Origin of the sequence: Stenotrophomonas maltophilia, assembly GCF_002799155.1 — a bacterium.
Taxonomy (GTDB): Bacteria; Pseudomonadota; Gammaproteobacteria; order Xanthomonadales; family Xanthomonadaceae; genus Stenotrophomonas; species Stenotrophomonas maltophilia_R.
Genome location: NZ_NERD01000002.1, coordinates 3,855,771 through 3,880,209 on the forward strand (window position 1 = coordinate 3,855,771; position 24,439 = coordinate 3,880,209).

Consider the following 24,439-nt stretch of genomic DNA (forward strand, 5'->3'; position numbering starts at 1 on the left):
CATCCGCGATTACGTGGTTGCCGGCCAGCGGCCGGCACTACTGCGCGTCGCGCAGCGCGCCCAGGAAGGCGCGCAGCGAGGCCGGCTTGATCGGCTTGGTCAGCACGCGGTAACCGCGCTCGCGCGCCATCCGCTTCAGCTCATCGCGACCATCGGCGGTCAGCAGCGCACCCGGCAGCGGGTAACCGGCTGCCTCGCGCAGCGCCACCAGCGCGTCCAGGCCATCCATGCGGTCGTGCAGGTGGTAATCCACCAGCATCACCTGTGGGCGCTCGGCGATCTTCTCCAGCGCCTGGTCGACGGTTGCGGCGGTGATCACCTGCACCTGCCAGCGGCCGAGCAGCGCGCGCATGCCGTCGAGGATCTCCTCGTCGTTGTCCACGCACAGCACGCGCAGGCCGGCCAATGAATCGCTGCGCACCGGCGCGGCGACGGCCTGTACCGGGGTCGCCAATTCGGTGTAGCCCGGCAGCGGCGCCACCCGCGGCAGGATGATCGAGAACATCGACCCTCTACCGACCCGGCTGCGCGCATTGAGCCGATGGTCGAGCAGGCGCGAGATGCGCTGGCAGATCGACAGGCCCAGGCCCAGGCCCTGCTCGCCCCAGTCGAACGGCTGCTGGTAGCGGTGGAACTCGTCGAAGATCTGCCGCATGTGATGCTCGGGAATGCCGGGACCGGTATCCCACACCTGCAGTTCCACTTCGTCGCCGCGCTGGCGCACGGCCAGCACGATGCGGCCCTGGCGGGTGTAGCGCAGCGCATTGGCCAGGAAGTTCTGCAGTACCCGGCGCAGCAGGCGACGGTCACTGCGTACCCAGGCCGGGCGCGCGAACAGGTCCAGGCGCAGGCCACGGCCGGCCGCGACCGGGGTGTACTGCGCGGCCAGTTCGCGCATCAGCGCGCTCACGTCGAACTCGCCGATCACCGGGTGCAGGCCGCCGGCATCCAGCCGCGACACATCCAGCAGGCCATCGAGCAGTTCTTCGGCCGCACGCAACGACGCGTCCACGCGCTCGGCCAGATGCTTCTGCTCGTCGCTCACATGATCACTGTCGCGCAACGCGGAAGCGAACAACCTTGCGGCGTTCAGCGGCTGCAGCACGTCGTGGCTGATCGCTGCCAGGAAGCGGGTCTTCGACTGCTGCGCGACCTCTGCTTCATGCGAGCGCTCGGCCACGCGCTGTTCCAGCGTCTCATTGGCTTCCAGCAGCGCTTTTTCCGCGTGCTTGTAGTCGGTGATGTCGTTGTAGCTGGTCACGTAACCGCCGCCGGGCAGCGCCTGGCCGCGCATCTCGATCACCTTGCCATCGCTGCGGGTGCGCTCGAACACGTGCGGTGAACCGGCGCGCATGTAGCCGATGCGGCGGTTGATCTGCACTTCGATATCGCCCTCGCCCAGCTCGCCACGCTCGGCGTTGTAGCGGATCAGGTCGGCCACCGGGCGGCCCACGTAGAGCATGCCGTCGGGGTAGCCGAACATGTCCTGGTAGCGGCGGTTCCAAGCGGTCAGTCGCATGTCCGGGTCGACCACGCTGACCCCGGCGCTGATGTTCTCCAGCGTGGTCGACAGGATCTCGCGGTTGAAGCGCAGCTCCTGCCCCGCTTCGTCAAGCACCGCCACCACTTCGCCCAGGTCCATGCCCGAACCACGCAACAGGCTGGTCAGCAGCAGGCGTGCCGACGCCGCACCGATCGACGCGGCCAGCAGACGCTCGGTGAACTGCACCCACGGCCGGTCCGCAGGTGCCGAAGACTGCAGCTCACGCCCCAGCGACTGTGCCTGTTCGAAGAACGAACGCCGTGCATGGCGTTCACCGACCACGCGCGAGGCCAGTGCCAACAGGTCGCCCACGTGCACGTGGCCGGGCCAGCCACCCGCCACCGACGGGCGCTCGGCATACGGGTCGAGGAACGGTGCAGCGCGAAGCCGTTCGTCCACGCCGGGCCGCCAGCGCGCAGACACCAGCATCATCGTGGCCGCATTGACCAGCAGCGACCAGAACGTGCCGTGGGTCAGCGGATCCCAGCCGGTCATGCCGAACAGCTGTTGCGGGCGCAGCCACTCGATGCCGAACGGGCCGTGCTGCACCCAGGCGGCATCGACCCAGCCGGCCATGGTCATCGCCGGCAGCAGCAGGGTGTACAGCCAGGTGGCGAAGCCCAGCAGCATGCCCACTTCAACGCCGCGCCGGCTGGCACCGCGCCAGTACAGGCCACCGATCAGGCCGGGCGCGAACTGCGCCACCGCCGCGAACGCCATCAGGCCGTACGAGGCCAGCGTGCTGTCGTTGCTGCTGGTGCGGTAGTAGCTGTAGGCCATCAGCGCCAGCAGCAGGATCGCCAGGCGGCGGATCCACAGCACGCGCGAGGCGACGTCGGCGGCCTCCTGGTGGTCACCGCTACGGCGCAGCAACACCGGCATCACCAGGTCGTTGCTGACCATGGTGGCCAGCGCGATCGACGACACGATGACCATGCCGGTGGCCGCCGAGAAGCCACCCACGTAGGCGATCAGCGCCAGCGCGTTGCGGCCCTCGGCCAACGGCAGGGCCAGTACCATCGAATCGTCGGCGACGCTGCCACCGGTGCCGAACAGGGTCACGCCGGCGGTGGCGATCGGCAGCACCATGCCCGAGATCAGCACCAGGTAGCCGCCGAACATCCAGCGCGCGCGGCGCACATCGCGCACGTCACCGCACTCGACCACGGCCACGTGGAACTGGCGCGGCAGGCAGATGATGGCGAGGAAGCTGAGCAGGGTCTGCGAAATGAAGCCCACCGGCGGCAGCCCGGTGAACAGCGTATGCACTGATTCAACCACCGCGTCGCTGCGGTTGCTCAGCCACAGGTAGGCGAACACGCCCACGGCCAGCATCGCCAGCAGCTTGATCACCGATTCGAAGGCGATCGCCAGCATCATGCCGTGGTGGTGCTCGGTCGCATCGACCTGGCGGGTACCGAACAGGGTGGCGAACAACGCCATCAGCAACGCCACGTACAGCGCCGGGTCGGTGAAGAAGCCGGTCGGGCCGGTGTTGCCGGTCAGCACCTGCAGGCTCATCGCCACCGCTTTGTACTGCAGGGCCAGGTACGGAATGATGCCGATCAGCGCGATGATCGCCACCAGCGCCGCCAGCCGCCGCGAGCGGCCGAAGCGCGAAGAGATGAAGTCGGCGATGGACACCACGTTCTGGCTGCGCGCGATCAGCGCCAGGCGCTCGATGATGCGCCAGCCGAACAGCAGCAGCAGCAGCGGGCCGATATAGATCGGCAGGTAGCCCACGCCGTTGCGCACGGCGGTGCCGACCGCGCCATAGAACGTCCACGACGAGCAGTACACGGCCAGCGCCAGGCTGTAGACCACCGGCCGCAGCCACGGCCGGTCGGGGTACATCGGCCGACGGTCACCCCACCACGCCACGCCGAACAGCAGCGCGGCATAGGCAACCGAGACCAGCAGCAGGATCCAGCTGGAGACCACGCGTGCGTTTCCGTCGGAAGAACCCGCAGTGTAGGCCACGCGTGGCCGGGGGTGCGGGCTCGTTGGGGGCAACCACCCCCACCAAGGTGGGGGCCTACGCGGTGCGGGCCACGACCATTGGTCGTGGCCGGCTTCTTACTGGGCCGGCACGCCCATTTCCTTCAGCAGTTCCGGTGCCGGGTAGACCTTGGCCAGCAGCCAGCGCAGGTAGCGCATGTCCACGTGCACGGCGCGCTTGTAGCGCGGGTCGAACCACCAGCTGGCGCTGACCGACTCCCAGTTGCTGTCGAAGTTCAGGCCGATCAGTTCGCCCTTGGCGTTGAGCACCGGCGAGCCGGAGTTACCGCCGGTGGTATCCAGGTTGGTCAGGAAGTTGACCGTCTGGGTCTTCAGCGCCGGGTCGGCGGTGCTGCCGAAGTCACCCTTGGCGATGGCGGCCAGCAGCGGCTTGGGCGCATCGAACGGATAGGCGTTGGTGTTCTTCTCGACGATGCCGGCCACGGTGGTCACCGGCGAGTAGGTCACGCCGTCGCGCGGATGCAGCGCTTCGACCTTGCCGTAGCTGATGCGCAGCGTGCGGTTGGCATCGGGGTACACCGCGCGGCCCTGCTTGGCGCGCCAGGCGAACAGCGCCTGCATGTAGGCCGGGCGCAGGCGCAGCTGCTCGCCTTCGCGGGTCTTGCTCTCGTTCTCGATGCGCAGCTGCGCGGCCACCAGCGGGCCGGCCAAGGCGATCAGCGGATCGGCAGCCAGCGCCTTGCCTTCGCGGGCAGCAGCGAAGCGCGACAGGCGCTGCGCCTCATCACCCAGCTGGGTGCCGGCGTACAGGGTGTCCAGTGCCTTGGCCAGCTGCTCCGGGGTACGGCCGAAGGCCGTATCGAACTCGGCCACGCGCTGCGCGTCCGGCAGCTTCTGGTAGCGGGTCAGCAGGGTGGTCAGCAGCGCCTTCTCGACTTCCGGCGCGTAGCGGCGCTGGACCTGCTTGAGCACGCCTTCGATCATCGCCTGGTCGCGCTGCTGGTAGCCGCTCTCGCGCTGCGCATCCGGCTTGGCCGATTCGATGCGCAGGCGCTCCAGCAGCAGCGCCGAACGCAGCAGCTGGCTCTGCGCGGCCATCTGCTCCAGCAGCAGGTCACGCTCGCCCACCGCCGCGCCCTGCGACAGGTTGGCCAGCAGCGCCTTGATGTCGCCCTGGTACTTGCGGTCGGTGGCGGCCAGCATGGCCGTCTCGTCGGCCGCACGCTGGGCCTTGGCGTCGCTGCGCAGCAGGCCTTCCAGCTCACCGGCGGCGCGCTTGCGGTTGTTCTTCAGCGACTGCAGCTGCGAGGCGTAGCGGGTGCGTGCCTGCGCGTCCTTGGCACTGGCGGCCTCGATGGTGTCGATCATCTGCTGGAACACCGATACGCGGCGCGGCAGCACGGTATCGATCTGGCCGGCGAATTCGGCCGCGGTACGGTGGCGGTAGGTAATGCCCGGATAACCGGCCAGCATCGCGTAATCGCCTTCCTTCGGGCCTTCCACCGACATCTGCAGGTGCGCCGGCGCCTGGTAGGGCACGTTGTCCTTGCTGTAGGCGGCTGGCTTGCCATCCTTGCCGACATAGGCGCGCAGCAGGGTGAAATCGCCGGTGTGGCGCGGCCACATGAAGTTGTCGATCTCATCACCGTAGTTGCCGATCGCACGCGGCGGCGCATACACCAGGCGCACGTCGCTCAGCTCCAGCTGGGCGATGCGGTAGAAGTCGGTGCCGTAGTACATGTTGGCCACCGAGCAGCGCACGCTGCCGTCCTTCTCGCACTCGGCCACGATCTGCTTGCTGGCCGCATCCACGGCATCGAAGTAGGCACGACCGGTCTTGCCACGGGCCTGCGCCAGCACCTGGTCGGTCACCTTGTCGAAGCCGACGGTGACCAGCACGCGGAAGTCCGGGTTGGCCGGGCGTTCGTCGGCACGGTCCTTGGCGATGAAGCCACCATTGATCAGGTCGTGCTCGGGCGAACTGTTGTACTGGATCACGCCCATCGCCACGTGGTGGTTGGTCAGCAGCAGGCCGTCGGCGGACACGAACGAACCGGTGCCGCCGCCGGCACGCACCACGGCGCTCAGCGGCGGCGCAGTGACGTTGGCCAGGTCGGCCGGATTGCCCTTGAAACCTGCGGCCTGCAGCGGCTTGGCCAGTTCCGGCAGCTGGGTCGGCATCCACATGCCTTCATCGGCGTGGGCACCGGCGGCGAGGGTCAGGCCCAGGGCCAGGGCGGTGGGAAGGGCTTTGCGTGGTGACATGAGGCAATCCGGTACGACAGAACAGCCCGGGACCATAGCTGTTGGGGCGCTGTCGGGCAACGCCCGATAGTCAGGCCTGCGCCCCGCTCCTAGAATTGCCGTTTTCTGCACATCGGACGTCAGCAGATGATCGTCGGTATCGATCTTGGCACTACCCATTCCCTCATCGGCATGCACACGGCAGCCGGGCCGCAGCTGTTCCCCAATGCCCACGGCGAGCTGTTGACGCCGTCGGTGGTGAGCCTGGTCGATGGCGCCGTGCTGGTTGGCCAGCCAGCCCGCGACCGGCTGGTCAGCCACCCACAGCAGACCGTGGCGCACTTCAAGCGCTGGATGGGCAGCGATCGCGAGACCCGGCTGGGTGAGCGCAGTTTCCGCCCTGAGGAGCTCTCGGCCATGGTGCTGCGCTCGCTGCTGGCCGACGCCGAAGCCGCCTTGGGTCACAAGGTGGAGGAAGCGGTAATCAGCGTACCGGCCTATTTCTCCGACGCCCAGCGCAAAGCCACCCGGGCGGCCGGCGAGCTGGCCGGCATCCGCGTCGAGCGCCTGATCAATGAACCCACGGCCGCCGCGCTGGCCTATGGTCTGCAGGAGCGTGACGGCGAAGGCCGCGTGCTGGTGCTGGACCTGGGCGGTGGCACCTTCGACGTCTCCATCCTGGAACTGTTCGACGGCGTGGTCGAAGTGCATGCCAGCGCCGGCGACAATTTCCTGGGTGGCGAGGACTTCCTGCAGGTACTCGTGCAAGCCTTCCATGCCGACCAGGGCATGTCCTCCAGCGACCTGTCCGCTGCCGAACAGGCGCAGCTGCTGCGTCGGCTGGAACTGTTCAAGCGCGAACTCAGCCAGAACGGCGCTGCCAGCCTGCAGTTGCCCCTTGCCGGCAGCGAGCGCCAGTGGCAGCTGGATGAGGCGCGCTACACGCAGCTCTGCGAGCCGCTGCTGCTGCGCATGCGTGCGCCCATCGAACGCGCGATCCGCGACGCCCGGCTCAAGCCCGAGGCGCTGGACGACATCATCCTGGTCGGCGGTGCGGTACGCATGCCGATGGTCAGCAAGCTGGCGACCCGCATGTTCGGCCGGCTGCCGCTGCGCCATGTCCATCCGGACCAGGCGATTGCATTGGGTGCCGCCGTTGCCGCTGGGCTAAAGGCGCGCGACGAGTCGTTGCGCGAAGTCGTGCTGACCGATGTCTGCCCCTATACGCTGGGCACGCAGGTGTCCCGCCAGGATGCTTCCGGTGGCGAACGCAGCGGCTATTTCCACCCGATCATCCAGCGCAACAGCGTGGTTCCGGTCAGCCGTGAGGATCGTTTCTACCCGCTACACGAGCGGCAAGGTGCCATCCGCATCGACGTGTTCCAGGGCGAAAGCCCGACAGTGGATCGCAACATCAAGCTCGGTGAGCTGACCGTGCCGCTGACCCATTCCGGCCCGATGCACGAGCGCAGCGTCACCGCCCGCTTTACCTATGACGTGAACGGGCTGCTGCAGGTCGAAGTCACCGAGGACGCCACCGGCAGGCGCCACGAGCTCATTCTGGAACAGAATCCCGGGCTGCTGTCACCCGAAGAGATCCAGCAGCGCCTGCGCGCACTGGAAGCGCTGAAAATCCACCCGCGTGACGCTCAGCCCAACCTCGCCGTGATCGCCCGCACCGAGCGCCTGTACGAGGAACGCATCCATCACCGCGAACAGTTGCAGTCGTGGCTGAGCAGCTTCCGCCATGTGCTGGAAAGCCAGGATGCCGTTGCCGTCGAGCGTCATCGCCATCAGCTGGACGCGGCACTCGACACCCTCGAGCGCGATGCATGAGCTGGGCACTTCACGTCCTGGAGCTGGACGACACCGCTGACGAGCGTGCGATCAAGCGCGCCTATGCTAAGCGCCTGCGGGTGACCCGCCCCGACGAGGATCCCGTCGCCTTCCAGCACCTGCATGAGGCCTATCAGACGGCATTGGACTGGGTCCGCCAGGAACCGGTGGCGGATACCGCGGACGAGGCCGAACCGGCGGAGCATGCAGCCGATGTCGCACCCTGGCCGCACGACGCCGACGTGGCATGGGCGCCACCCGAAACGCGTTCGTACTCACCTCCATTGCCACCCCGCGGCACGCCAGTGCTGCTGCGCACGGCACCGGTGGTGGAGCTGGAGGGGGTGGTCGATGTACCAAGCCACGCGCAGTCGATCCTGCGCCAGGCCTACCTGTTGCCCGTCGACGACTTCGGCCCCTGGCTGGAGGCCACGCCGGTGCTGTGGTCGCTGCGCTACAAGCCATTGGTGGGCGACGCGCTGCTGGATGAACTGGCACGCAGTCCCAACGGCATCAGCGCCGCCAACATGGATCTGCTGGCACGTTGTTTCGGCTGGGATGATGTTCACGACGGCCTCGATGCGGACAGGCTGATATCGATCCGATCGCGCGGTCATCGACGCTGGGCCGCCGAGACCGGCAATGCGGCAGAGCTGTCAGCGCAGCTTGAACAAGAGGGCAGCCTGCGGCTGGGGAAGATCACCGTCAGCCGCTGCCTGTGCTACCTGTCGCAGCCATGGAACCTGTGGCGATCCCTCTGGCAGGCGCAGCTGCCCGAGCACATCAATGAAGTCAACGCGCTGCTGGATGCCATCGAGTCGGGGGGAAGGGAGCAGGTGCCCGAGGCATGGGATCCGCAGCAGATCGTGTTCTGGCGAAGTCTTGCCGACGTCTCCCGGCCCAACCGGTGGCGCTGGCAGGTGAACGCGCTGCGTGGCGTGCTGCTGGGCGTCTGCAGCCTGTTGTTCTTTGGTGGAATCGCAGGTGTCTCGTTGGTCCAGGGAAAGGCGGGCGATACCGCGATGTTCGTCCAGCTGGGGGCGCTCTTGGGCCTGCTGCTGGCGGTGATGGGAGTACTGTGGGTGCCTGTTCGCTGGGCGCTGCGCCAACTTACGCTTGACCTCATTCATCAGCGTGCAGGGCTGCTGCTGGCCCTACCGGCGCCGTTGATGGCAATCGGCAGCCTGGTTCTTGTCCATGGCCTGGGCCACCGCATGGAAGGTACGCTGCTGATCTTCATGGCACTGCCCTTGGCGACTGCACGCCTGTGGCGACGCGTCGGTGCCCGGATGCGGTTCGGAGTCCGCCACGCCGTGTTCATGGTGCTTGCCATGCTGATCGCCGAAGCAGGCATCGTTCTGACCCTGCTGCAGTGGGGTGCCGAGTTCGTGCATCGCGCGCGTCGTCACGCGCCGATTGACCGGCTCCCGCCGGCCTCTGGAAACACTGCGTGAACTGGGCGCTGGACGCTCTCGGGCTCGACGCCGGCGCCGACGAACGGGCGATCAAGCGCGCCTATGCGCAGAGACTGCGCGCGGCACGCCCGGACGAAGACCCGGTGGCATTCCAGGCGTTGCACGAGGCTTACCAGGAGGCCCTGCAGTGGGTACGCAACCGCGCGCAATGGCAGGAGGAGAGCAGTGCAGAAGCGCTGACGAGCACGGCTGCAGACAACAGCCCGCCGGACCCACCGGCGCCGTACGACAGCCATTCGCCGATGGACCACATGTCGGTGCTGCATCATCCAAGCACGCTCGACACCGACATGCCGGACGATGTGGTGGAGCCGTCATTGAACCTGCCCCGGTTTGCGCGCCGGCTGATCAACACCGCCGGCGACGCCGACCCGGCCAGCTTCGAGCACTGGCTGGCCGGGCGTCCGGAGCTGTGGTCATTGGCCGACAGGCCACGAATCGGCGACGTGGTGCTGCAGCAGCTGCTGCAACAGGGCGGCCCGCTGTGCGAGTCCAATTTCGATCTGCTCAGCCGGTATTTCTACTGGGATGAGATCCGGGCTGATATCGATCCCTACCGGGTGGGTGCGCGACGCAGCCAGCTGCATCGCCACTGGCTGCTGCAGCCGCGCAACCACGCGGCCCTCACCGCAGCACTGGATCTTCCGCAGGACCGCGTGTCCGCACAGGAAGCCCATGCCCGCATGGAACGCTTGACCCGACCGTGGCACTGGCTGGAATCGATATTGTCGGCCTGCGTGCCCGGGCGCGCAGGCACCATGCGGCGCACGATGCAGCATCTGGGGGTACACACCGTCCGCGACACGCTGGCGCCACTGGACGCAGATCAGATCGCCTTCTGGATGGCGATATCGCAGCCCAGGCGCTTCAACATCCCGAAGTTGCAGGTCGCGATTGTCCGCTGCCTGCTGGGCGCACTCATCGTACTGGCGGTTTTGGCGATCCTGGCACTGCTGGGTGAGGCCGCGCGGCCACTTGCGATCAGCACGTCCGGCATGAAGCGTGTGGCGATCCGTGCCTCGGTGGTCATTACGCTCGGCATCCTCATGCTGGCGTCCTTCGTGGGATGGGTTCCATCACGGACGGCGTCCGTGCCAGCACCCGCCGGAGCGCCGTCGCCGCTCGATGGACCCGGCATGCTCACACACTGGCCTCGCCCGCGCAGGCCAATCCCCTCCTTCGCCGTCGTGAAGCGGATGGCCCTTGGCACAGACGGTGGTTGAGTGGCGGCGGGTTACTTCTCCCGCCGCCAGTTGATCGACCCACGGTTTTCCACCGTGCTCGATTCCACTTCCACATCGAAGCCGCGACGCAGCAGGTACTTCAGCGTGATCACCGAACCGGCACCGACCAGCGACACGCCGTAGCCGACGTACAGCTTGGGCGAGATGTACTTGCCAACGCCGATCACCGAGCCACCCAACGCGCGCGACTGGCTCACGCCGGCATCGTCCAGGCCCAGCTTGGCACCCAGCTGCGAGGCCAGCAGGCCGCTACCGGCCGACAATGCCGCCGAGGCCGCATTGACCTGCTGGGTCTGGTCGCTGCTGGCACCGGTCAGGCTGCGTCCCAGCACCAGATAGGCCAGTGCCTCGGACTGCGACATCGCCGGATCGGACCACACGTCCGCGCGCGGCTGCTGCGCACGCCCGGTCACGTCGATGCCGGCGGTGACATCACCGATCCGGCGCTCGGCGCGGATGTTGATGCGCGGGTCGGACACCGCGTTGTAGTTCCAGGTGAGGTTGCCGCGGGTGATGGTCAGGTCCTGCCCATACGCCTTGTAGCGGCCGCTCACTTCCAGGCCGCCATTGGCGGTCATTTCACGGCCGGGCTTGGCCCAGACCTGCATCTTGCCGGTCAGTGCACCCTTCAGACCGAAGCCGGTCATCTTCACCTTGTCGCCGAGGCTGACCACCAGGTCCATGTCCAGCGGCGAAGTGCGCGACGCTTCCGGATCGGCCGGGTCGAGCACCACCACGTCTTCGGACACCGAGGTGCCGCGGTCCAGGCGCTCCAGATCGATGTCGGCCTCGGGCACGTGCACGGTGCCACGCAGCTCCATCGCGGCCTTGGCCAGGGTGAAGTCGAGGTTGGGATTGGCGACGATGCGCAGTTCACTGGTGTTGGACAGCAGCACATTCTCGCCGTGGATCTTCAGCTGCAGCGGCTGTGCATCGCCGAACCACGACAGGCCACCATCCACGTACAGCGTGCCCTGGCCCGAGTTGGCCTGCGCGGTGATCTTGGCCGAACCGTCGGGCTGGGCCACGAAGCTGCCCTTGCCCTGGTCGAAGGTCAGGCCCAGCGCCGGGAATTCACCCTTGAAGTTGCTCAGCTGCGCGTCACCGCCCAGCGACGGCTGGCCGCGCGTGCCGCGCAGGCTGACGTGGCCTTCGATCAGGCCGGTCGGTCGCACGATGTCCGGCGAGAACAGCTCCAGCCAATACAACCGCGACATGTTGAGGTAGAGCTCTCCGTTCAGCGGTGCGCTGGCTTCCCAGCCGGTCTGCATCCTGGCGTCGACGAAGCCGTTGCCCTGGAAGCCCATGCCCAGGTAGCCCTTGATGCTGGCGGGGGTCATGTCCAGCTTCAGCGAGAACTGGTCATAGCGCACCAGCTCGCCACGGGTGGTGTCGCCCACGGCGTTGCGGTTCTCGCCCAGGCGCACGCCGCCTTCCTTCGAGCGCACTTCCACATGACCTTCCCAGGCGTTGCCGCGCGGGCGGATCTGCGCATCCAGGCTGACATCGCCACGCAGGTAGATGCGACGGCCGGACTGCGGCGGCAACCACGGCTGTACCAGCGCCAACGGCAGCGCATCACTGCGCACCACCAGGCCCTCGCGCGGCCAGTTGGCCTGTGCGCACAGTGCGCCGCTGCTGGCGGCGACCAGGCAGGCTTCGGACAGCGTGTAGGTGCTGCCGTTGATCGCGAACGCCGCCGGTGCACGCAGCGACCAGGCATCGCCCTTCACCGGTGCGATGCGCAGCGATGCCAGCTCGCCACGCCACTGCGCACCCTGCTGGCGCACGCTGCCCTGCAGCTCGATCGCGCCCATCTCGTTGCGGGTCTGCGCTGCCAGGCGCAGGTTGGAGACACTGCCCTGCGCATCCACATTCAAGCGTTCCAGCAGCATGCCAGCGTTGACCTGCTGGCCCTGCACCGCCAGCGTGCCGCTGTCGCCACGCCAGGGCAGGTGGCCCTTGATGCTCACGCTCTCGGCGCCGTAGCCGTCCCAGTTGAGATTGTTGCCGACCAGGTCGGCGGTGATGTCCGGCGCATCGCGCGGGCCCTTCACCTGCACCTGGCCACGCAGGCCACCATCGGCGCCCGGCAGCAGGTCGCTCAGCTGCAGCGGTTCGAAACGCGCATCGATGTCGAGGCGGTCGCCGACCTTGCCCGACGCGGTCACCCGGCTGCTGCCCAGCGACAGCTTCAGGTCGCCCTGGCCCTGCGCGCCCTGCAGCGCGAACTTGCCCTGTGCGTCGAGGTTGCGCTGGCGCAGCATGCCCTTCAGCGAGGGCAGGTCCACCGTGGCTTCCAGCGTTCCGGCGGTGCCCGGTGCGGCATTGGCCGGCGGCGGCAGCTGGCGGCCCTTGGAGGCCAGGTTGCCGGACAGGCGGCCGTTCCAGCCCGGCACGAAATAGCCGGGGTCGAAGTCCTTCAGCGTGGCCTTGGCGTCCCAGTCCAGCTGCGGCGCCCAGGCCACCTGGCCTTCCACCTGCAGCTGTCCACCCGGCGTCTGCGCCTGCAGCTGGTGGATCGACGCGGCCTGGTCGTTGCCGCGCACGTCGAAGCGCAGCAGCGCCTTCTGCGCATCTCGCTCCACCTCGGCGCGGCCGATCGCGGCCCAGGCCTTCAACGTGCCGGCCAGGCCGAAGCGAGCTTCCTTCAGGGTCACCGGTACCGGTGCGCTGCCGGCGGTGTTCGGATCGGGCACCGGCACATAGGTCAGGTCCCGTGCGACCACCGAGAAGTTGAGCTTCTGCTGGTCTTCCTGGCTGAAATCAGCGGTGCCCTCCAGGCGGGCTTCGCCACCGAGGCCCTTCACCAGCAGCGGTGAAACCTTCAGCACCTGGTCCTGCAGCGATACCACCGACGGTGCCAGCTCCAGTTCCTGGTCACCCTGCTTTACCTTGCCGCGCAGATTGGCGTTGCCGCCCTTGCCGGCAGCAGTGAAGTCCAATGCCAGTGGCGCGATCGCCGAGCTGGCCAGTGCCGGCGACAGCAGCGCCAGATCCAGCTCGTCGCTGCGCACGCTGGCGCTCCAGCTCGGGTCGGTGCGGCCATCGAACACCAGCATGGCGTGCAGCGGCTTCGGCGCACGTCCAGCCAGCGCGACTTCCATGTGCGACAGGTCACCACGGGCGACCAGGCCAAGCGTCGCGGCGGTGCGACCACGCGGGGCCGGCAGCACTGCGGTGACGGTCACGTCGGTGTCGTAGTCCTTGGCCGGGATGTAGCGGCCTTGGGCGGTGAAATTGCCCATGTCGCTGTCCACGACCAGTTTGCGCGCCTGGAACTCGCCGTTGGCGATCTCGATGCCGCCACGCACGCGGCTGATGTCGATCACCGGCTCGTTGGCCTGGCTGATGCGGAAACCATCGATGGCGATGGCATCGGCCTGGATCGCCAGCGGCATTTCAATCTGCGGCAGCGAATCGGGCCAGGACGGCAGCTTGAACGGCTCGTCACTCTTGGCCAGGTTCAACGTCGCATTGGTCAGCTCCAGCTTGTCCAGCAGCAGCTTGCGGCCAAGCAGTGGACGCAGGTCCGGCTCCAGGTGTGCACGCTCGGCATGGAAATGGATGTCGTCGTAGCGGAAGTCGACGTTGTACAGGGTCAGCGGGCCAGCCACCGGGCCGTCCACCTTGTCCCAGGTGAAGCTGGCGCCCACCGGCAGCCGCGCCACCACCTGCGCCAGCAGCACATCGCGGCCGGCCACGGTCTGCAGCAGCCAGTACACCGCCAGCAGGGCCAGCAGCACCAGCCCGATCACGCCGGCGCCGGACCACGCCCAGAAGCGGCGGCGGCGGTAGAAGCGCACGCGCGGCGGCGGCGTGCTGGGGGTCGGTGCAGGCGTGCTCACAGGTCCGCTCCGATGTTCAGGTACAGCTGGAACTGCGAATCCGGGTTGTTCAGGCCATGCGCCACGTCGATGCGCACCGGGCCCACCGGCGATTTCCAGCGCACGCCGAAGCCAACGCCGGTATGCAGGTCGATGGTGTCGTCAAAGGCACTGCCAGTGTCAACGAACACCGCCGCGCCCCAAGGGCCCCCATTGAAATAGTGCTCGTACTCGGCCGAGCCGATCACCAGGTTCTTGGCGCCCAGCGCGTACTTGTCCGGCGCCGGCGTGCGCGGGCCGACCTCACGATAAGCGTAGCCACGGATGCTGCGGTCGCCGCCGGCGAAGTAACGCAGGCTCGGCGGCATCGCCACCAGGTCGCTGGTCCAGGTGGTGCCACCTTCGCCGCGCAGGATCAGGCGATTGCTTTCGCCCACCGGGATGTACCAGCGCAACACGGCGTTGGCCTGCACGAAGCTGGTATCCGAGCCGGCACCTTCGACACCGGCACGCATCGTCGCGGTGCCGCTGATGCCCTTGCGGGGGAACATCTCGTCGTCGACGTTGACGTAGTCGGCAACCATCTGCGGGTACACCAGCGTCGAGGTGTTGTAGACGGCGTCGGTGAATTCGGTGCCGGAGGCATAGCGCCAGCGCTCGCGCAGTGCGTTGACCGAGGCGATCGCAGTCCAGTGCTCGTTGATCTCGCCGCTGCGGCTGGCAATCAGCTTGAAGTTGCGCAGGTCGATGTAGTCGGTCTGCTCGTCATACGCACTGGCAGCGAAGGTGTACCAGCCATCGAGCCAGTTGAACGCCGGGATGCGGTAGCTGGTCACCAGGCTCTTGCGCTTCTGCGCATAGTCCAGCTGCGTGTTCATCTTATGGCCGCGGTTGTTCAGGAACCGCCGCTCGATGCCACCGCGCACACCCGGGCCGCTCTCGCTGCCGTAGCTCAGGCCGGCGGTGTAGATGGTGCGCTTGGCCCGGGTCAGCTTCACGTCCACCGGCACGTCGCCGTTTTCGTTGGCCTGGTCCGGCCGCGGCTGGATGTCGATCACGCTGAAGTAATCCAGCTTGGTCAGCGACTGCCGCAGGCGGTCCAGCTTGCCCTCGTGGTAGTAGCTGCCCTGGTCCCAGTACACCAGCGGATCGAACAGCTTGTCGACGAAGTAGTCCTGTTCGAAACGCACCGGGCCCATGTTGTAGCGGCGGCCGCTGTCCCAGGTCAGGTCGATGTCGGCGGCATTGTCGGCGCGGGTGATCTGCACCTGGCGCTGGGTGTAGTCGGCATCGAAATAACCACGCTCGGCCAGGCGCCGGGTGATGGTGATCTTGCTGGCTTCGTACTGGGTGTGCTCGAAGCGCTGGCCCTTGCGCGGCTTGAACGCGGCCAGGTCGTCCTGCAGGTACTGGTCGTACATCGCCGGGCCGGTGATGTCGATGTGCTCGCGGCGCACGGTCACCGGGGTGCCCTTGTCGACATGGATGAGCACCCGCACGTGTTCGTCCTCGCGCGGCGCCTCGACCTTGATCACCGGGTTGTAGTACCCGAACGGCTCCAGTGCCTGGCGGGTCTGCCGCTCGGCCTGTGACAGCAGGTATTCCAGGCGCGATTCGCCCTGTACCTTGCCGATCGTGTCGTACAGCGACAGCGATTCCTGGATGTTCTCGATGATCGCGGCGTCGTCGCCCTTGTCCAATCCCTTGATGTCCACCTTGTCGATGGTGCCGCGCGCGTGGGCCACGGAAGTGGCGGCCAGCGACAGGACCATCAGCGGCAGGGCGTATTTCTTTGGCTGCATGCGGCACAGCATACCGACCGGAGGTGACGATGCGAAATGCATCACGTCATTCGGGATCGGTTGTTAAGTGGCGGTCAAAATACGCGCCTTTGTGGCGATCGTCGTGATCGCAGGCGAGGATGCCGGCATCGTGCGCGATGCCGGCAATGACCCCGATGGACATCCGCCGTCGATGCGGTGCGCGGTGGTAATGCCGGCCAGCGGCCGGCACTACCGATACGGGCGTCAGCTCGACAGATGCTCGATCGCCGCGACCTTGCCCAGGCGCTCACCCAGCATCGTCAGCAGCGCCAGGCGGTTGCCACGCAGCGCCGGATCCTCCGCATTGACCATCACGCCATCGAAGAAGGCGTCGACCTGCGGGCGCAGGCGGGCCAGGCGGGCCAGCACGGCCACGTAATCCTTGTGCTGCAGGCTGGCGCCGGTGTCGTCGATGGCTGCGGTGACCGCTTCGGCCAGCGCGCGTTCGGCATCTTCCTGCAGCAGCGCCGGGTCGATCTGGGCCGGAATGTCGCCCTCGGCCTTGCGCAGGATATTGCGGATGCGCTTGTTGGCCGCAGCCAGCGCCTCCGCTTCCGGCAGTGCCGCGAAGGTGCCGATCGCATCCAGGCGGCGGTCGAAGTCGTACAGCGAGGCCGGCTTCAGCTCGGCCACCGCATTGAAGTGCGTGGCCGGCACGCCCTTGTCGGCGTAGTAGCCCTTCAGGCGGTCGAGGATGAAGTCGTACAGCTCGCCGACATCGGCCTGCACGTTGCGCGCGGCCAGGCCGGCGTTGGCGCTGGCCAGCAGCGCGCGCAGGTCCAGTTCGAAGCCGCTTTCAATGATCGTGCGGGCCAGGCCCAGCGCGTTGCGGCGCAGGCCGAACGGGTCCTTGTTGCCGGTCGGCTTCAGGCCAGCGGCGAAGCCACCGGCCAGCGTGTCGACGCGCTCGGCGATCGCCAGCACCTTGCCCAGCGGCGACAGCGCGATGTCATCGCCACCGAAGCGCGGCTGGTAGGCCTCGTCGATGGCCAGCGCGACCTCGGCCGATTCGCCACCAGCCACGGCGTAGTGGCGACCGGCGATGCCCTGCAGCTCCGGGAACTCGTTGACCATGCGCGACTGCAGATCGTTCTTGGCCAGCTCGGCGGCACGCCTGGCCTGCGCGGCATCGGCGCCGGCCTGGGGTGCGATCACTTCAGCCAGGGCGGCCACGCGCGCGACCTTGTCGGCCACGCTGCCCAGCTTGGCCTGGTAGGTCACCGTCTTCAGGCCCTCGCCCATCGACACCAGGCCCTGCTTCAGGTCCTCGTCGAAGAAGAACTTGGCGTCGGCGAAGCGCGGGCGGATCACGCGCTCGTAGCCCTTGGCCACTTCGGCCACGTCCTTCGATTCGATGTTGGCGATGCCGATGAACTTCTCGGTCAGGGTGCCCGCAGCATCCAGCACCGGGAAGAACTTCTGGTTGATCTCCATCGTCTCGATCAGCGCTTCCTGCGGCACCGCCAGGAACGCACGCTCGAAGCTGCACAGCACTGCCGACGGCCACTCGACCAGGTTCACCACCTGCTCCAGGTTGTCGTCGGTGATGCGGGCGCTGCCACCGGCCTCGGCCGCGGCGGCCTCGACCTCGGCCACGATGCGCGCACGGCGCTCGCTCGGGTCGACCAGCACGAACGCGGCACGCAGGGCTTCCACGTAGTCCTGCGGCTGCGCCAGCGACACCGTCTGGTCGTGGTGGAAGCGATGGCCACGGCTGAGGCGGTCGGCCTGCAAACCGAACAGCTCGGCTTCGACCACGTTGGCACCGTGCAGCAGCACCAGCCAATGTGCTGGGCGAGCAAAGCCCCAGGCGTGGTCGCCCCAGCGCATCGGCTTGGGAATCGGCATCGCCGCGATCGCCTCGCGCAGGATCTCCGGCAGCAGGCTGGCGGTGCTCGCGCCCGGGGTCACCGCGCGGTGCACGAAGCGCTCACCCTTGTTGTCGGTGGTCCTCTCCAGCGCGGTCCAGTCGATCCCGGCCTTGGCGGCGAAGCCCTGCAGGGCCTTGGTCGGCTGGCCTGCGGCGTCCAGCGCGATGTTCAGGTACGGGCCCAGCACTTCGCTGTGCTGTTCCGGCTGCTCCAGGCCGACGCCCGGCAGCAGCACGGCCAGGCGGCGCGGGGTCGACAGCGGGCGCGCGTCGCCCAGTTCCAGCGCGACGCCGCGCTTGCGCAGGCCTTCGACAACACCGTCGAAGAACGCCTGGGCCAGGCCCGGCAGCGCCTTGACCGGCAGCTCCTCGGTGCCCAGTTCGATCAGCAGGGGGGACAGTTGGCTCATCGGTTCGATCCTGTGGTGGGGGCGCAGCGCGCAACGCGTCCGGCGCCCCGGGTAGTGGGTGAAAAGCGGGTCGGTGCGGGAGAGCCGTCAGGCCTTCTTCGCACCCGGGAAGCCCAGCTTCTCGCGCTGCTCGTAGTACGCACTGGCCACCGCCTGGGCCAGCGCGCGCACGCGCAGGATGTAGCGCTGGCGCTCGGTCACGCTGATCGCGCGGCGCGCATCGAGCAGGTTGAAGGTGTGGCTGGCCTTCATCACCTGCTCGTAGGCCGGCAGCGGCAGGTTCACTTCCACCAGCTTCTGCGCTTCACGTTCGCAGGCGTCGAAGCGGTGGAACATCTCTTCCACGTCGGCGTATTCGAAGTTGTAGGTGCTCTGCTCCACCTCGTTCTGGTGGTAGACGTCGCCGTAGGTCACCGGCTGGCCGTCCGGGCCGTAGGTCCACACCAGGTCGTAGACGTTGTCGCAGTTCTGCAGGTACATGCACAGGCGCTCGAGACCATAGGTGATCTCGCCCAGCACCGGGCGGCACTCCAGGCCACCGGCCTGCTGGAAGTAGGTGAACTGGGTCACTTCCATGCCATTGAGCCAGACTTCCCAGCCCAGGCCCCAGGCGCCCAGGGTCGGCGATTCCCAGTTGTCCTCGACGAAGCGCAGGTCGTGCACCAGCGGATCGATGCCCAGCGCCTTCAGCGAATCCAGGTACAGCTGCTGGATGTTGTCCGGTGCCGGCTTCATCGCCACCTGGTACTGGTAGTAGCGCTGCAGGCGGTTCGGGTTCTCGCCGTAACGGCCGTCGGTCGGGCGGCGCGACGGCTGCACGTAGGCCGCGTTCCAGCTTTCCGGACCGATCGCACGCAGGAAGGTGGCCGGGTGGAAGGTACCGGCGCCCACCTCCAGGTCGAGCGGCTGGATGAGCACGCAGCCCTGCTGGGCCCAGAACTGGTTCAGGGTCTGGATCAGGCCCTGGAAGGTGATCGGAACGGTCGGGGTCGCGGACATGCGTACGAGTCTTGGCCGGCAAGGGGGTGCGCTAGTATAACGGCCGACCTGCGGGGCATTCCGTACCCGGGAGGAGCAGGCAGATGGAACATCGGCTGCCGGTGGGCACGCCCGGCGAGCCAGGCGGCGTCCCGCTGCCGTGGGGCCGCCTGCATTTCGAACAGGTCGGTGCGGCGCTGCTGGCCGACGGCCTGGTCGCCGAGCACGAGGGCGAGCGCATGCGGTTTTCCGCGCAGGGCGCGCGCAATGCCAGTGAAGTGCATCCGCTGGTGCTGCTGTCCAACCTCAAGCTGGCCGCCCGTGACGGTGGCGAGCTGACCCTGGAGCGCCTGACCGAATGGCTGGCCCGGCGGACCGGCAGCCGCTACCTGCGCATCGATCCGACCCGGGTCGACGTCGCGGCCGTCACCGCGCTGGTCTCCCACGCCTATGCCCGCCGCCACCGCTTCCTGCCGCTGGCGGTGGATGCAGAGCGCGTGCTGGTGGCCACCAGCGAGCCGCTGGTACAGGAATGGCGCCGCGACCTGCAGCACCTGACCCGCCGCCGCATCGAGCTGGCGGTGGTCAATCCGCTGGACCTGCACCGCTACACCATGGAGTTCTACGGGGTGACCCGCTCGGTGCGTGGCGCCCGCGGCGACGTCCGCGGCGAGGCCAACACCACCCTGCCCAGCTTCGAGCAGCTGGTCGAGCTGGGCCGCACGGGCGACGTCAACGCCGACGACCAGCACATCGTGCACATCGTCGACTGGCTGCTGCAGTACGCCTACGAACAGCGCGCCTCGGACATCCACCTGGAGCCGCGCCGCGAAATGGGGCGCATGCGCTTCCGCATCGACGGCGTGCTGCACAAGGTGTTCGAGGTGCCACCAGCGGTGATGACCGCCGTGGTCAGCCGCATCAAGGTGCTCGGCCGCATGGACCTGGCCGAACGCCGGCGCCCGCAGGACGGCCGCATCAAAACCCGCTCGCCAGGTGGCCGCGAAGTCGAGATGCGCCTGTCGACCATGCCCACCGCGTTCGGCGAGAAGTGCGTGATGCGCATCTTCGACCCCGATGCCGCCTTCAAGAGCATCGACCAGCTCGGTTTCAGCCCGCAGGAGGCCGCCGGCTGGAATGCGCTGGTCGAGCGTCCGCACGGCATCGTGCTGGTCACCGGCCCGACCGGCTCGGGCAAGACCACCACCCTGTATTCGACGCTGAAGCGGCTGGCCACGCCGGACGTGAACGTGTGCACGGTGGAGGACCCGATCGAGATGATCGCGCCCGAGTTCAACCAGATGCAGGTCCAGGCCAACATCGACCTGGACTTCGCCAGCGGCGTGCGCACCCTGCTGCGGCAGGACCCGGACATCATCATGATCGGCGAGATCCGCGACCTGGAAACCGCGCAGATGGCGGTGCAGGCGTCGCTGACCGGCCACCTGGTGCTGTCCACCCTGCACACCAACGACGCGCCGTCGGCGGTCACCCGCCTGCTCGACCTGGGCGTGCCGCATTACCTGCTGGCCAGCACCCTCAACGGCATCCTTGCCCAGCGCCTGGTGCGCACGCTGTGCCCGCACTGCAAGCAGCCGCACAGCCTCGGCGCCGCCGATTGGGCGGTGCTGGCTGATAGCCAGGCGGCATATCCAGATGCCGCCACGCCCTGTCGGCCGGTCGGTTGCCTGGAGTGCCGGCGCACCGGTTTCCTCGGCCGCATCGGCCTGTATGAGTTGCTGCCATTGGGCTCGCGGCTGCGCGGCCAGATCCGCGCCGACATGGATCTGGCCGGTTTCACCCGTGCCGCGCGGGCTGAAGGGCTGCGAACCCTGCGCCAGGCCGGGCTTGAAAAGGTGGCGCAGGGGCTGACTACAATCGAGGAAGTCCTGTCAGTGCTGCCGCCCCCGGATGAATCCAGCCCCGTTCCTGATCCTTGAAACCGGCCGACCGGTGCCGGCACTGCGCCGCTATGGGCGCTTCCCGCACTGGATCCGCGTCGCCGCCGGGCTGGAGGAGCACGAGACCGTGGTGGTGGATGTCGAACACGGGGATGCCCTGCCCGATCCGCATGGCTTCGCCGGTGTGCTGGTGACCGGCTCGGCCGCCTTCGTCACCGACCATGCCGAATGGAGCGAGCGCAGCGCGGCGTGGCTGCGCCAGACCGCCCACGCTGACCTGCCGGTATTCGGCATCTGCTACGGCCATCAGCTGCTGGCGCACGCACTGGGCGGGGAGGTCGCCTACAACCCGGCCGGGCGCGAGTCCGGCACGATTGAACTGCAGCTGCAGCCGCAGGCCGCGCAGGACCCGCTGTTCCAGGGCCTGCCGCAGCACTTCGCCGCCCACGCCACCCACCTGCAGACCGTGCTGCGCGCCCCCGATGGTGCCGAAGTGCTGGCACGCTCCCCGCTGGATGGGTGCCACGCCTTCCGCTGGGGGCGCCAAGCCTGGGGCGTACAGTTCCATCCCGAATTCGCCACCCACCACATGCGCGGCTATGTGCGTGCCCGCGCCGACTGCATCGGCCGCCACGGCGGCTGTGCCCGCAGCATCGAGCGTGCAGTCAGCGCCGCACCGCTGGCCCGCCAGCTGCTGCGCCGCTTCGTTCGCCAGGCGCGGCTGCCTTCAGCCCAGCCGGCGGCAAAACAGGGATAATCAGCGGCACGGGCAGCCGCCCGGCCCCCTCCTGTCCTACCCGGATGTCCATGAAAGAGATTCGCAAGCTGCCGGCCTCGGCGGGCGCCCAGTGGTTGCTGGATACGTTCTCGCTGTACCGGCGTGCGCCGCTGCAGCTGGCCCGGATCGGCCTGGCCTGGCTGCTGGTGAGCTGGGTGGTCACCCTGTTGTCGACGCTGATTCCCGGCGCCGCCGGCATGGCGGTGCAGCTGATGACCCTGGCCATCTCGCCGATCATGTTCGGCGGCATGCTGTACGCCGTGGGTGAGATCGACGAAGGCCGCCCGGGCCTGGCCTCGCACCTGCTGCAGCCGATCCGCGACCATCGCGTCAGCCACCTGCTGGTACCGCTGGCGATCCAGGTACTGGCAGTACTACTGCTGGGCGCGCTGCTGTTCATGATGATCGGCCGCGAGGGCTTCACCGCCTTCAGCGAGGTCATGACCAAGATGGAAGCGATCAGCCGCAGTGGCCAGCAGATCAAGCCGGACGATGCCGCTGCGCTGGTGGCCAACCTGCCGGCCAAGCGCATTGCGCTGTGGATGCTGCTGGTGTTCCTGAGCGCGGTTGCGCTGTCGCTGGCGATGTTCACCCAGCCGGCGCTGGTGGTGTTCGACAAGCAGAGCGGCATGCACGCCCTGCGCCTGAGCCTGCAGGGCTGCGTCGAGAACATCGGCGCGATGATCGTGTTCGCCGTACTCGGCCTGATCGCCGCGTTCTGCATCTACATCCTGTTCGTGATCGTTATCCAGATCGCGATGCTGATCGGTGGCCCGCTGGCCGCCGCCTTCATCGCGCAGCTGGTACTGACCACGGTGCTGATGCCGCTGTATGTCGGTGCGGTGTACGCCGCGTGGAAGCAGATGTTCGTGCACCGCGGCAGCCGCGCCGCGCCGCCGATCCCGACCACGCCGACGTCGAGCGACGTCTTCCACGCCTGACGAAAAAAGGGGACGGAGGGGATTAAGTCGTTTATGCCCAGTGTGTGCAGCCAACGACTTAATCCCCTCCGTCCCCTTTTCTTTTCAGGCGGCGGGTTTCTTCACCACCGACGACGGCACCAGCCAGCGCGCGGCATGGATGCCCAGCTCGTACAGCAGGCACATCGGTATCGCCAGCATCAGTTGCGAGACCACGTCCGGCGGGGTCAGCACCGCCGCCACCACGAAGATGCCGACGATCGCGTAACCCCGGCCCTCCTTGAACTGCTGCGGCGTCACCCAGCCCAGCAGCACCAGGATCACCATTGCCACCGGCAGTTCGAAACTGCCACCGAAGGCGAAGAAGATCGCCAGCACGAAATCCAGGTAGGCGTTCGCATCCGGGGTGATCGCAATCACGTCCGGGCTGAAGGTGGTCAGGAAATGGAACACCGCCGGCAGCACCAGGAAGTAGGCGAAGGCACAGCCGGTGTAGAACAGCAGCACCGAAGACACCAGCAACGGCACCGCCAGGCGCTTTTCACGCGCATACAGGCCAGGGGCAACGAACGCCCACAGCTGGTACAGCAGCCACGGCACCGCCACGAACAGGGCCACGAAGAAGGTCAGCTTCAATGGTGCGAAGAAGGCGCCGGCCGGATTGGTCGCAATCATCGTCTGCCCGTTCGGCAGCTGCGATACCAGCGGCTCGGCCAGCGCGTTGTACAGCTTCTGGGTGAACGGCAGCAGGGCCAGCAGCGCCACGCCCAGACCCAGCAGCGCACGCACCAGGCGCCCGCGCAGTTCCACCAGATGTTCGACCAGCGAGCTTTCGCCGAAGTCCTGTTCACTCATGGATGACGCTCCGTGCTCTGCGTCGGCGGCGTCGCACCGGCTACAGGGGGTGTCGCCGGCGTCGACTCGGGAGCAACGCCATCCTGCGCCGATGCGTCCACATCGGCCTCGGCGCTCATATGCGGCGGCAGATCCGCGGGCGCCGGTGCGCGTACCTCCTGCGCCAGCGTATCGCCCTGCCGCTGCGCGTCCTGCGCTTCGCGACGGATCGCTTCACCGCTGGCGCGCAGCTGGTTCTCGGTCTCCTGCATGCCCTGGCGCACGTCCTGCATCTGCCGCTTGATGTCCTCGGCCTGCAGTTCGCGCTCCAGTTCCTGTTTCACCGAATCCCACTGATTGCGGGCGCGGCGCACCCACAGGCCGGCGAAGCGGGCCGCCTTGGGCAGGCGCTCGGGACCGAGCACCACCAGGGCGACCACTGCAATCACCAGCAGTTCGCTGAAGCCGATATCGAACACCGCAACCGCTCCGGATCAGCGAGGGGTGCGGTCGTGCTCGTCCTGCGCGGTGCGCGAGGCATCCTGGCTGCGCGACTCGTCGCCCAGCTGCGCGTTCGGCTTGTCCTCGTCGCGCATGCCCTTCTTGAATTCCTTGACCGCCGAGCCGAGGTCCTTGGCGCCACTGGTCAGGCGCTTGGTGCCGAACACCAGCAGGACGATGGCCAGCACGACCAACCAATGCCAGATGCTGAAACTGCCCATAAAGACGCTCGTTACGTTAGTGATCAGGCTGTCGAGCATAGCGCACCGGCTGTTAGCCGGCGCGCGTGACGAAAG

15 protein-coding genes are annotated in these 24,439 nt (G+C 67.6%); 6 read left to right on the forward strand and 9 right to left on the reverse strand.

The features are described from left to right. Positions 1-37: 37 nt before the first annotated feature. Together B9Y82_RS18395 and B9Y82_RS18400 are read right to left on the reverse strand one after the other, a co-directional pair. On the reverse strand, positions 38-3,484 hold the full coding sequence (locus tag B9Y82_RS18395) for a hybrid sensor histidine kinase/response regulator (RefSeq protein ID WP_100474819.1): 3,447 nt from the start codon (positions 3,482-3,484) through the stop codon (positions 38-40). A 135-nt stretch (positions 3,485-3,619) separates the two neighbouring features. Further along, positions 3,620-5,767 carry a S46 family peptidase gene (locus B9Y82_RS18400; RefSeq protein WP_100474820.1) on the reverse strand — a complete coding sequence of 716 codons (2,148 nt, stop codon included), beginning with the start codon at positions 5,765-5,767 and terminating at the stop codon, positions 3,620-3,622. 126 nt (positions 5,768-5,893) lie between these two features. Between B9Y82_RS18400 and B9Y82_RS18405 the strand changes: the two genes are divergently transcribed. Genes B9Y82_RS18405 through B9Y82_RS18415 form a run of 3 tightly spaced genes read left to right on the forward strand, consistent with a single transcriptional unit; the run spans position 5,894 to position 10,280 of the window. Next, positions 5,894-7,582 carry a molecular chaperone HscC gene (locus tag B9Y82_RS18405; protein ID WP_100474821.1) on the forward strand — a complete coding sequence of 563 codons (1,689 nt, stop codon included), beginning with the start codon at positions 5,894-5,896 and terminating at the stop codon, positions 7,580-7,582. Then, a complete protein-coding gene (locus B9Y82_RS18410; protein ID WP_100474822.1) occupies positions 7,579-9,036 on the forward strand; it encodes a J domain-containing protein in 1,458 nt (485 codons plus the stop codon). Before B9Y82_RS18405 ends, B9Y82_RS18410 begins: the two co-directional genes overlap by 4 nt. Beyond that, positions 9,033-10,280, forward strand: a complete 1,248-nt coding sequence (locus tag B9Y82_RS18415) for a heat-shock protein (RefSeq protein ID WP_100474823.1) — start codon at positions 9,033-9,035, stop codon at positions 10,278-10,280. The genes B9Y82_RS18410 and B9Y82_RS18415 overlap by 4 nt, the downstream gene beginning before the upstream one ends. 11 nt (positions 10,281-10,291) lie before the next feature. Here the strand turns inward: B9Y82_RS18415 and B9Y82_RS18420 are convergent, their stop codons facing one another. The 4 genes from B9Y82_RS18420 to glyQ all read right to left on the reverse strand — a co-directional run bounded on the left by B9Y82_RS18420 (position 10,292) and on the right by glyQ (position 19,230). Next, positions 10,292-14,149: a translocation/assembly module TamB domain-containing protein gene (locus tag B9Y82_RS18420; RefSeq protein WP_100474824.1), complete on the reverse strand. Its 3,858-nt coding sequence runs from the start codon at positions 14,147-14,149 to the stop codon at positions 10,292-10,294. Then, complete coding sequence (locus tag B9Y82_RS18425; RefSeq protein ID WP_100474825.1) at positions 14,146-15,942, reverse strand: autotransporter assembly complex protein TamA; 1,797 nt, start codon at positions 15,940-15,942, stop codon at positions 14,146-14,148. Before B9Y82_RS18425 ends, B9Y82_RS18420 begins: the two co-directional genes overlap by 4 nt. 213 nt (positions 15,943-16,155) lie before the next feature. Further along, positions 16,156-18,231, reverse strand: a complete 2,076-nt coding sequence (gene glyS / locus B9Y82_RS18430; RefSeq protein WP_100474826.1) for a glycine--tRNA ligase subunit beta — start codon at positions 18,229-18,231, stop codon at positions 16,156-16,158. Between the two features lie 87 nt (positions 18,232-18,318). Beyond that, the gene (glyQ, locus tag B9Y82_RS18435; RefSeq protein ID WP_100474827.1) at positions 18,319-19,230 is read right to left on the reverse strand and encodes a glycine--tRNA ligase subunit alpha; all 912 of its coding nucleotides are present in this window, start codon (positions 19,228-19,230) and stop codon (positions 18,319-18,321) included. Between the two features lie 83 nt (positions 19,231-19,313). Here glyQ and B9Y82_RS18440 point away from each other — a divergent pair, with 83 nt between their 5' ends. Genes B9Y82_RS18440 through B9Y82_RS18450 form a run of 3 tightly spaced genes read left to right on the forward strand, consistent with a single transcriptional unit; the run spans position 19,314 to position 22,829 of the window. Further along, complete coding sequence (locus tag B9Y82_RS18440) at positions 19,314-21,149, forward strand: GspE/PulE family protein (RefSeq protein ID WP_100474828.1); 1,836 nt, start codon at positions 19,314-19,316, stop codon at positions 21,147-21,149. Then, positions 21,121-21,867, forward strand: a complete 747-nt coding sequence (locus B9Y82_RS18445; RefSeq protein WP_100474829.1) for a glutamine amidotransferase — start codon at positions 21,121-21,123, stop codon at positions 21,865-21,867. The genes B9Y82_RS18440 and B9Y82_RS18445 overlap by 29 nt, the downstream gene beginning before the upstream one ends. A 50-nt stretch (positions 21,868-21,917) precedes the next feature. Next, entirely contained in the window at positions 21,918-22,829 is a 912-nt protein-coding gene (locus B9Y82_RS18450; protein ID WP_100474830.1) for a BPSS1780 family membrane protein, read from the forward strand. Positions 22,830-22,913: 84 nt separating this feature from the next. Here B9Y82_RS18450 and tatC read toward each other — a convergent pair whose 3' ends face one another. Genes tatC through tatA form a run of 3 tightly spaced genes read right to left on the reverse strand, consistent with a single transcriptional unit; the run spans position 22,914 to position 24,364 of the window. Continuing rightward, positions 22,914-23,663, reverse strand: a complete 750-nt coding sequence (gene tatC, locus B9Y82_RS18455; protein ID WP_100474831.1) for a twin-arginine translocase subunit TatC — start codon at positions 23,661-23,663, stop codon at positions 22,914-22,916. After that, positions 23,660-24,121 (reverse strand): Sec-independent protein translocase protein TatB, encoded by a 462-nt coding sequence (gene tatB, locus B9Y82_RS18460; protein WP_100474832.1) that lies wholly within the window; start codon positions 24,119-24,121, stop codon positions 23,660-23,662. The genes tatC and tatB overlap by 4 nt, the downstream gene beginning before the upstream one ends. Positions 24,122-24,136: 15 nt before the next feature. After that, the gene (tatA, locus tag B9Y82_RS18465; RefSeq protein ID WP_012512521.1) at positions 24,137-24,364 is read right to left on the reverse strand and encodes a Sec-independent protein translocase subunit TatA; all 228 of its coding nucleotides are present in this window, start codon (positions 24,362-24,364) and stop codon (positions 24,137-24,139) included. Positions 24,365-24,439 lie beyond the last annotated feature (75 nt).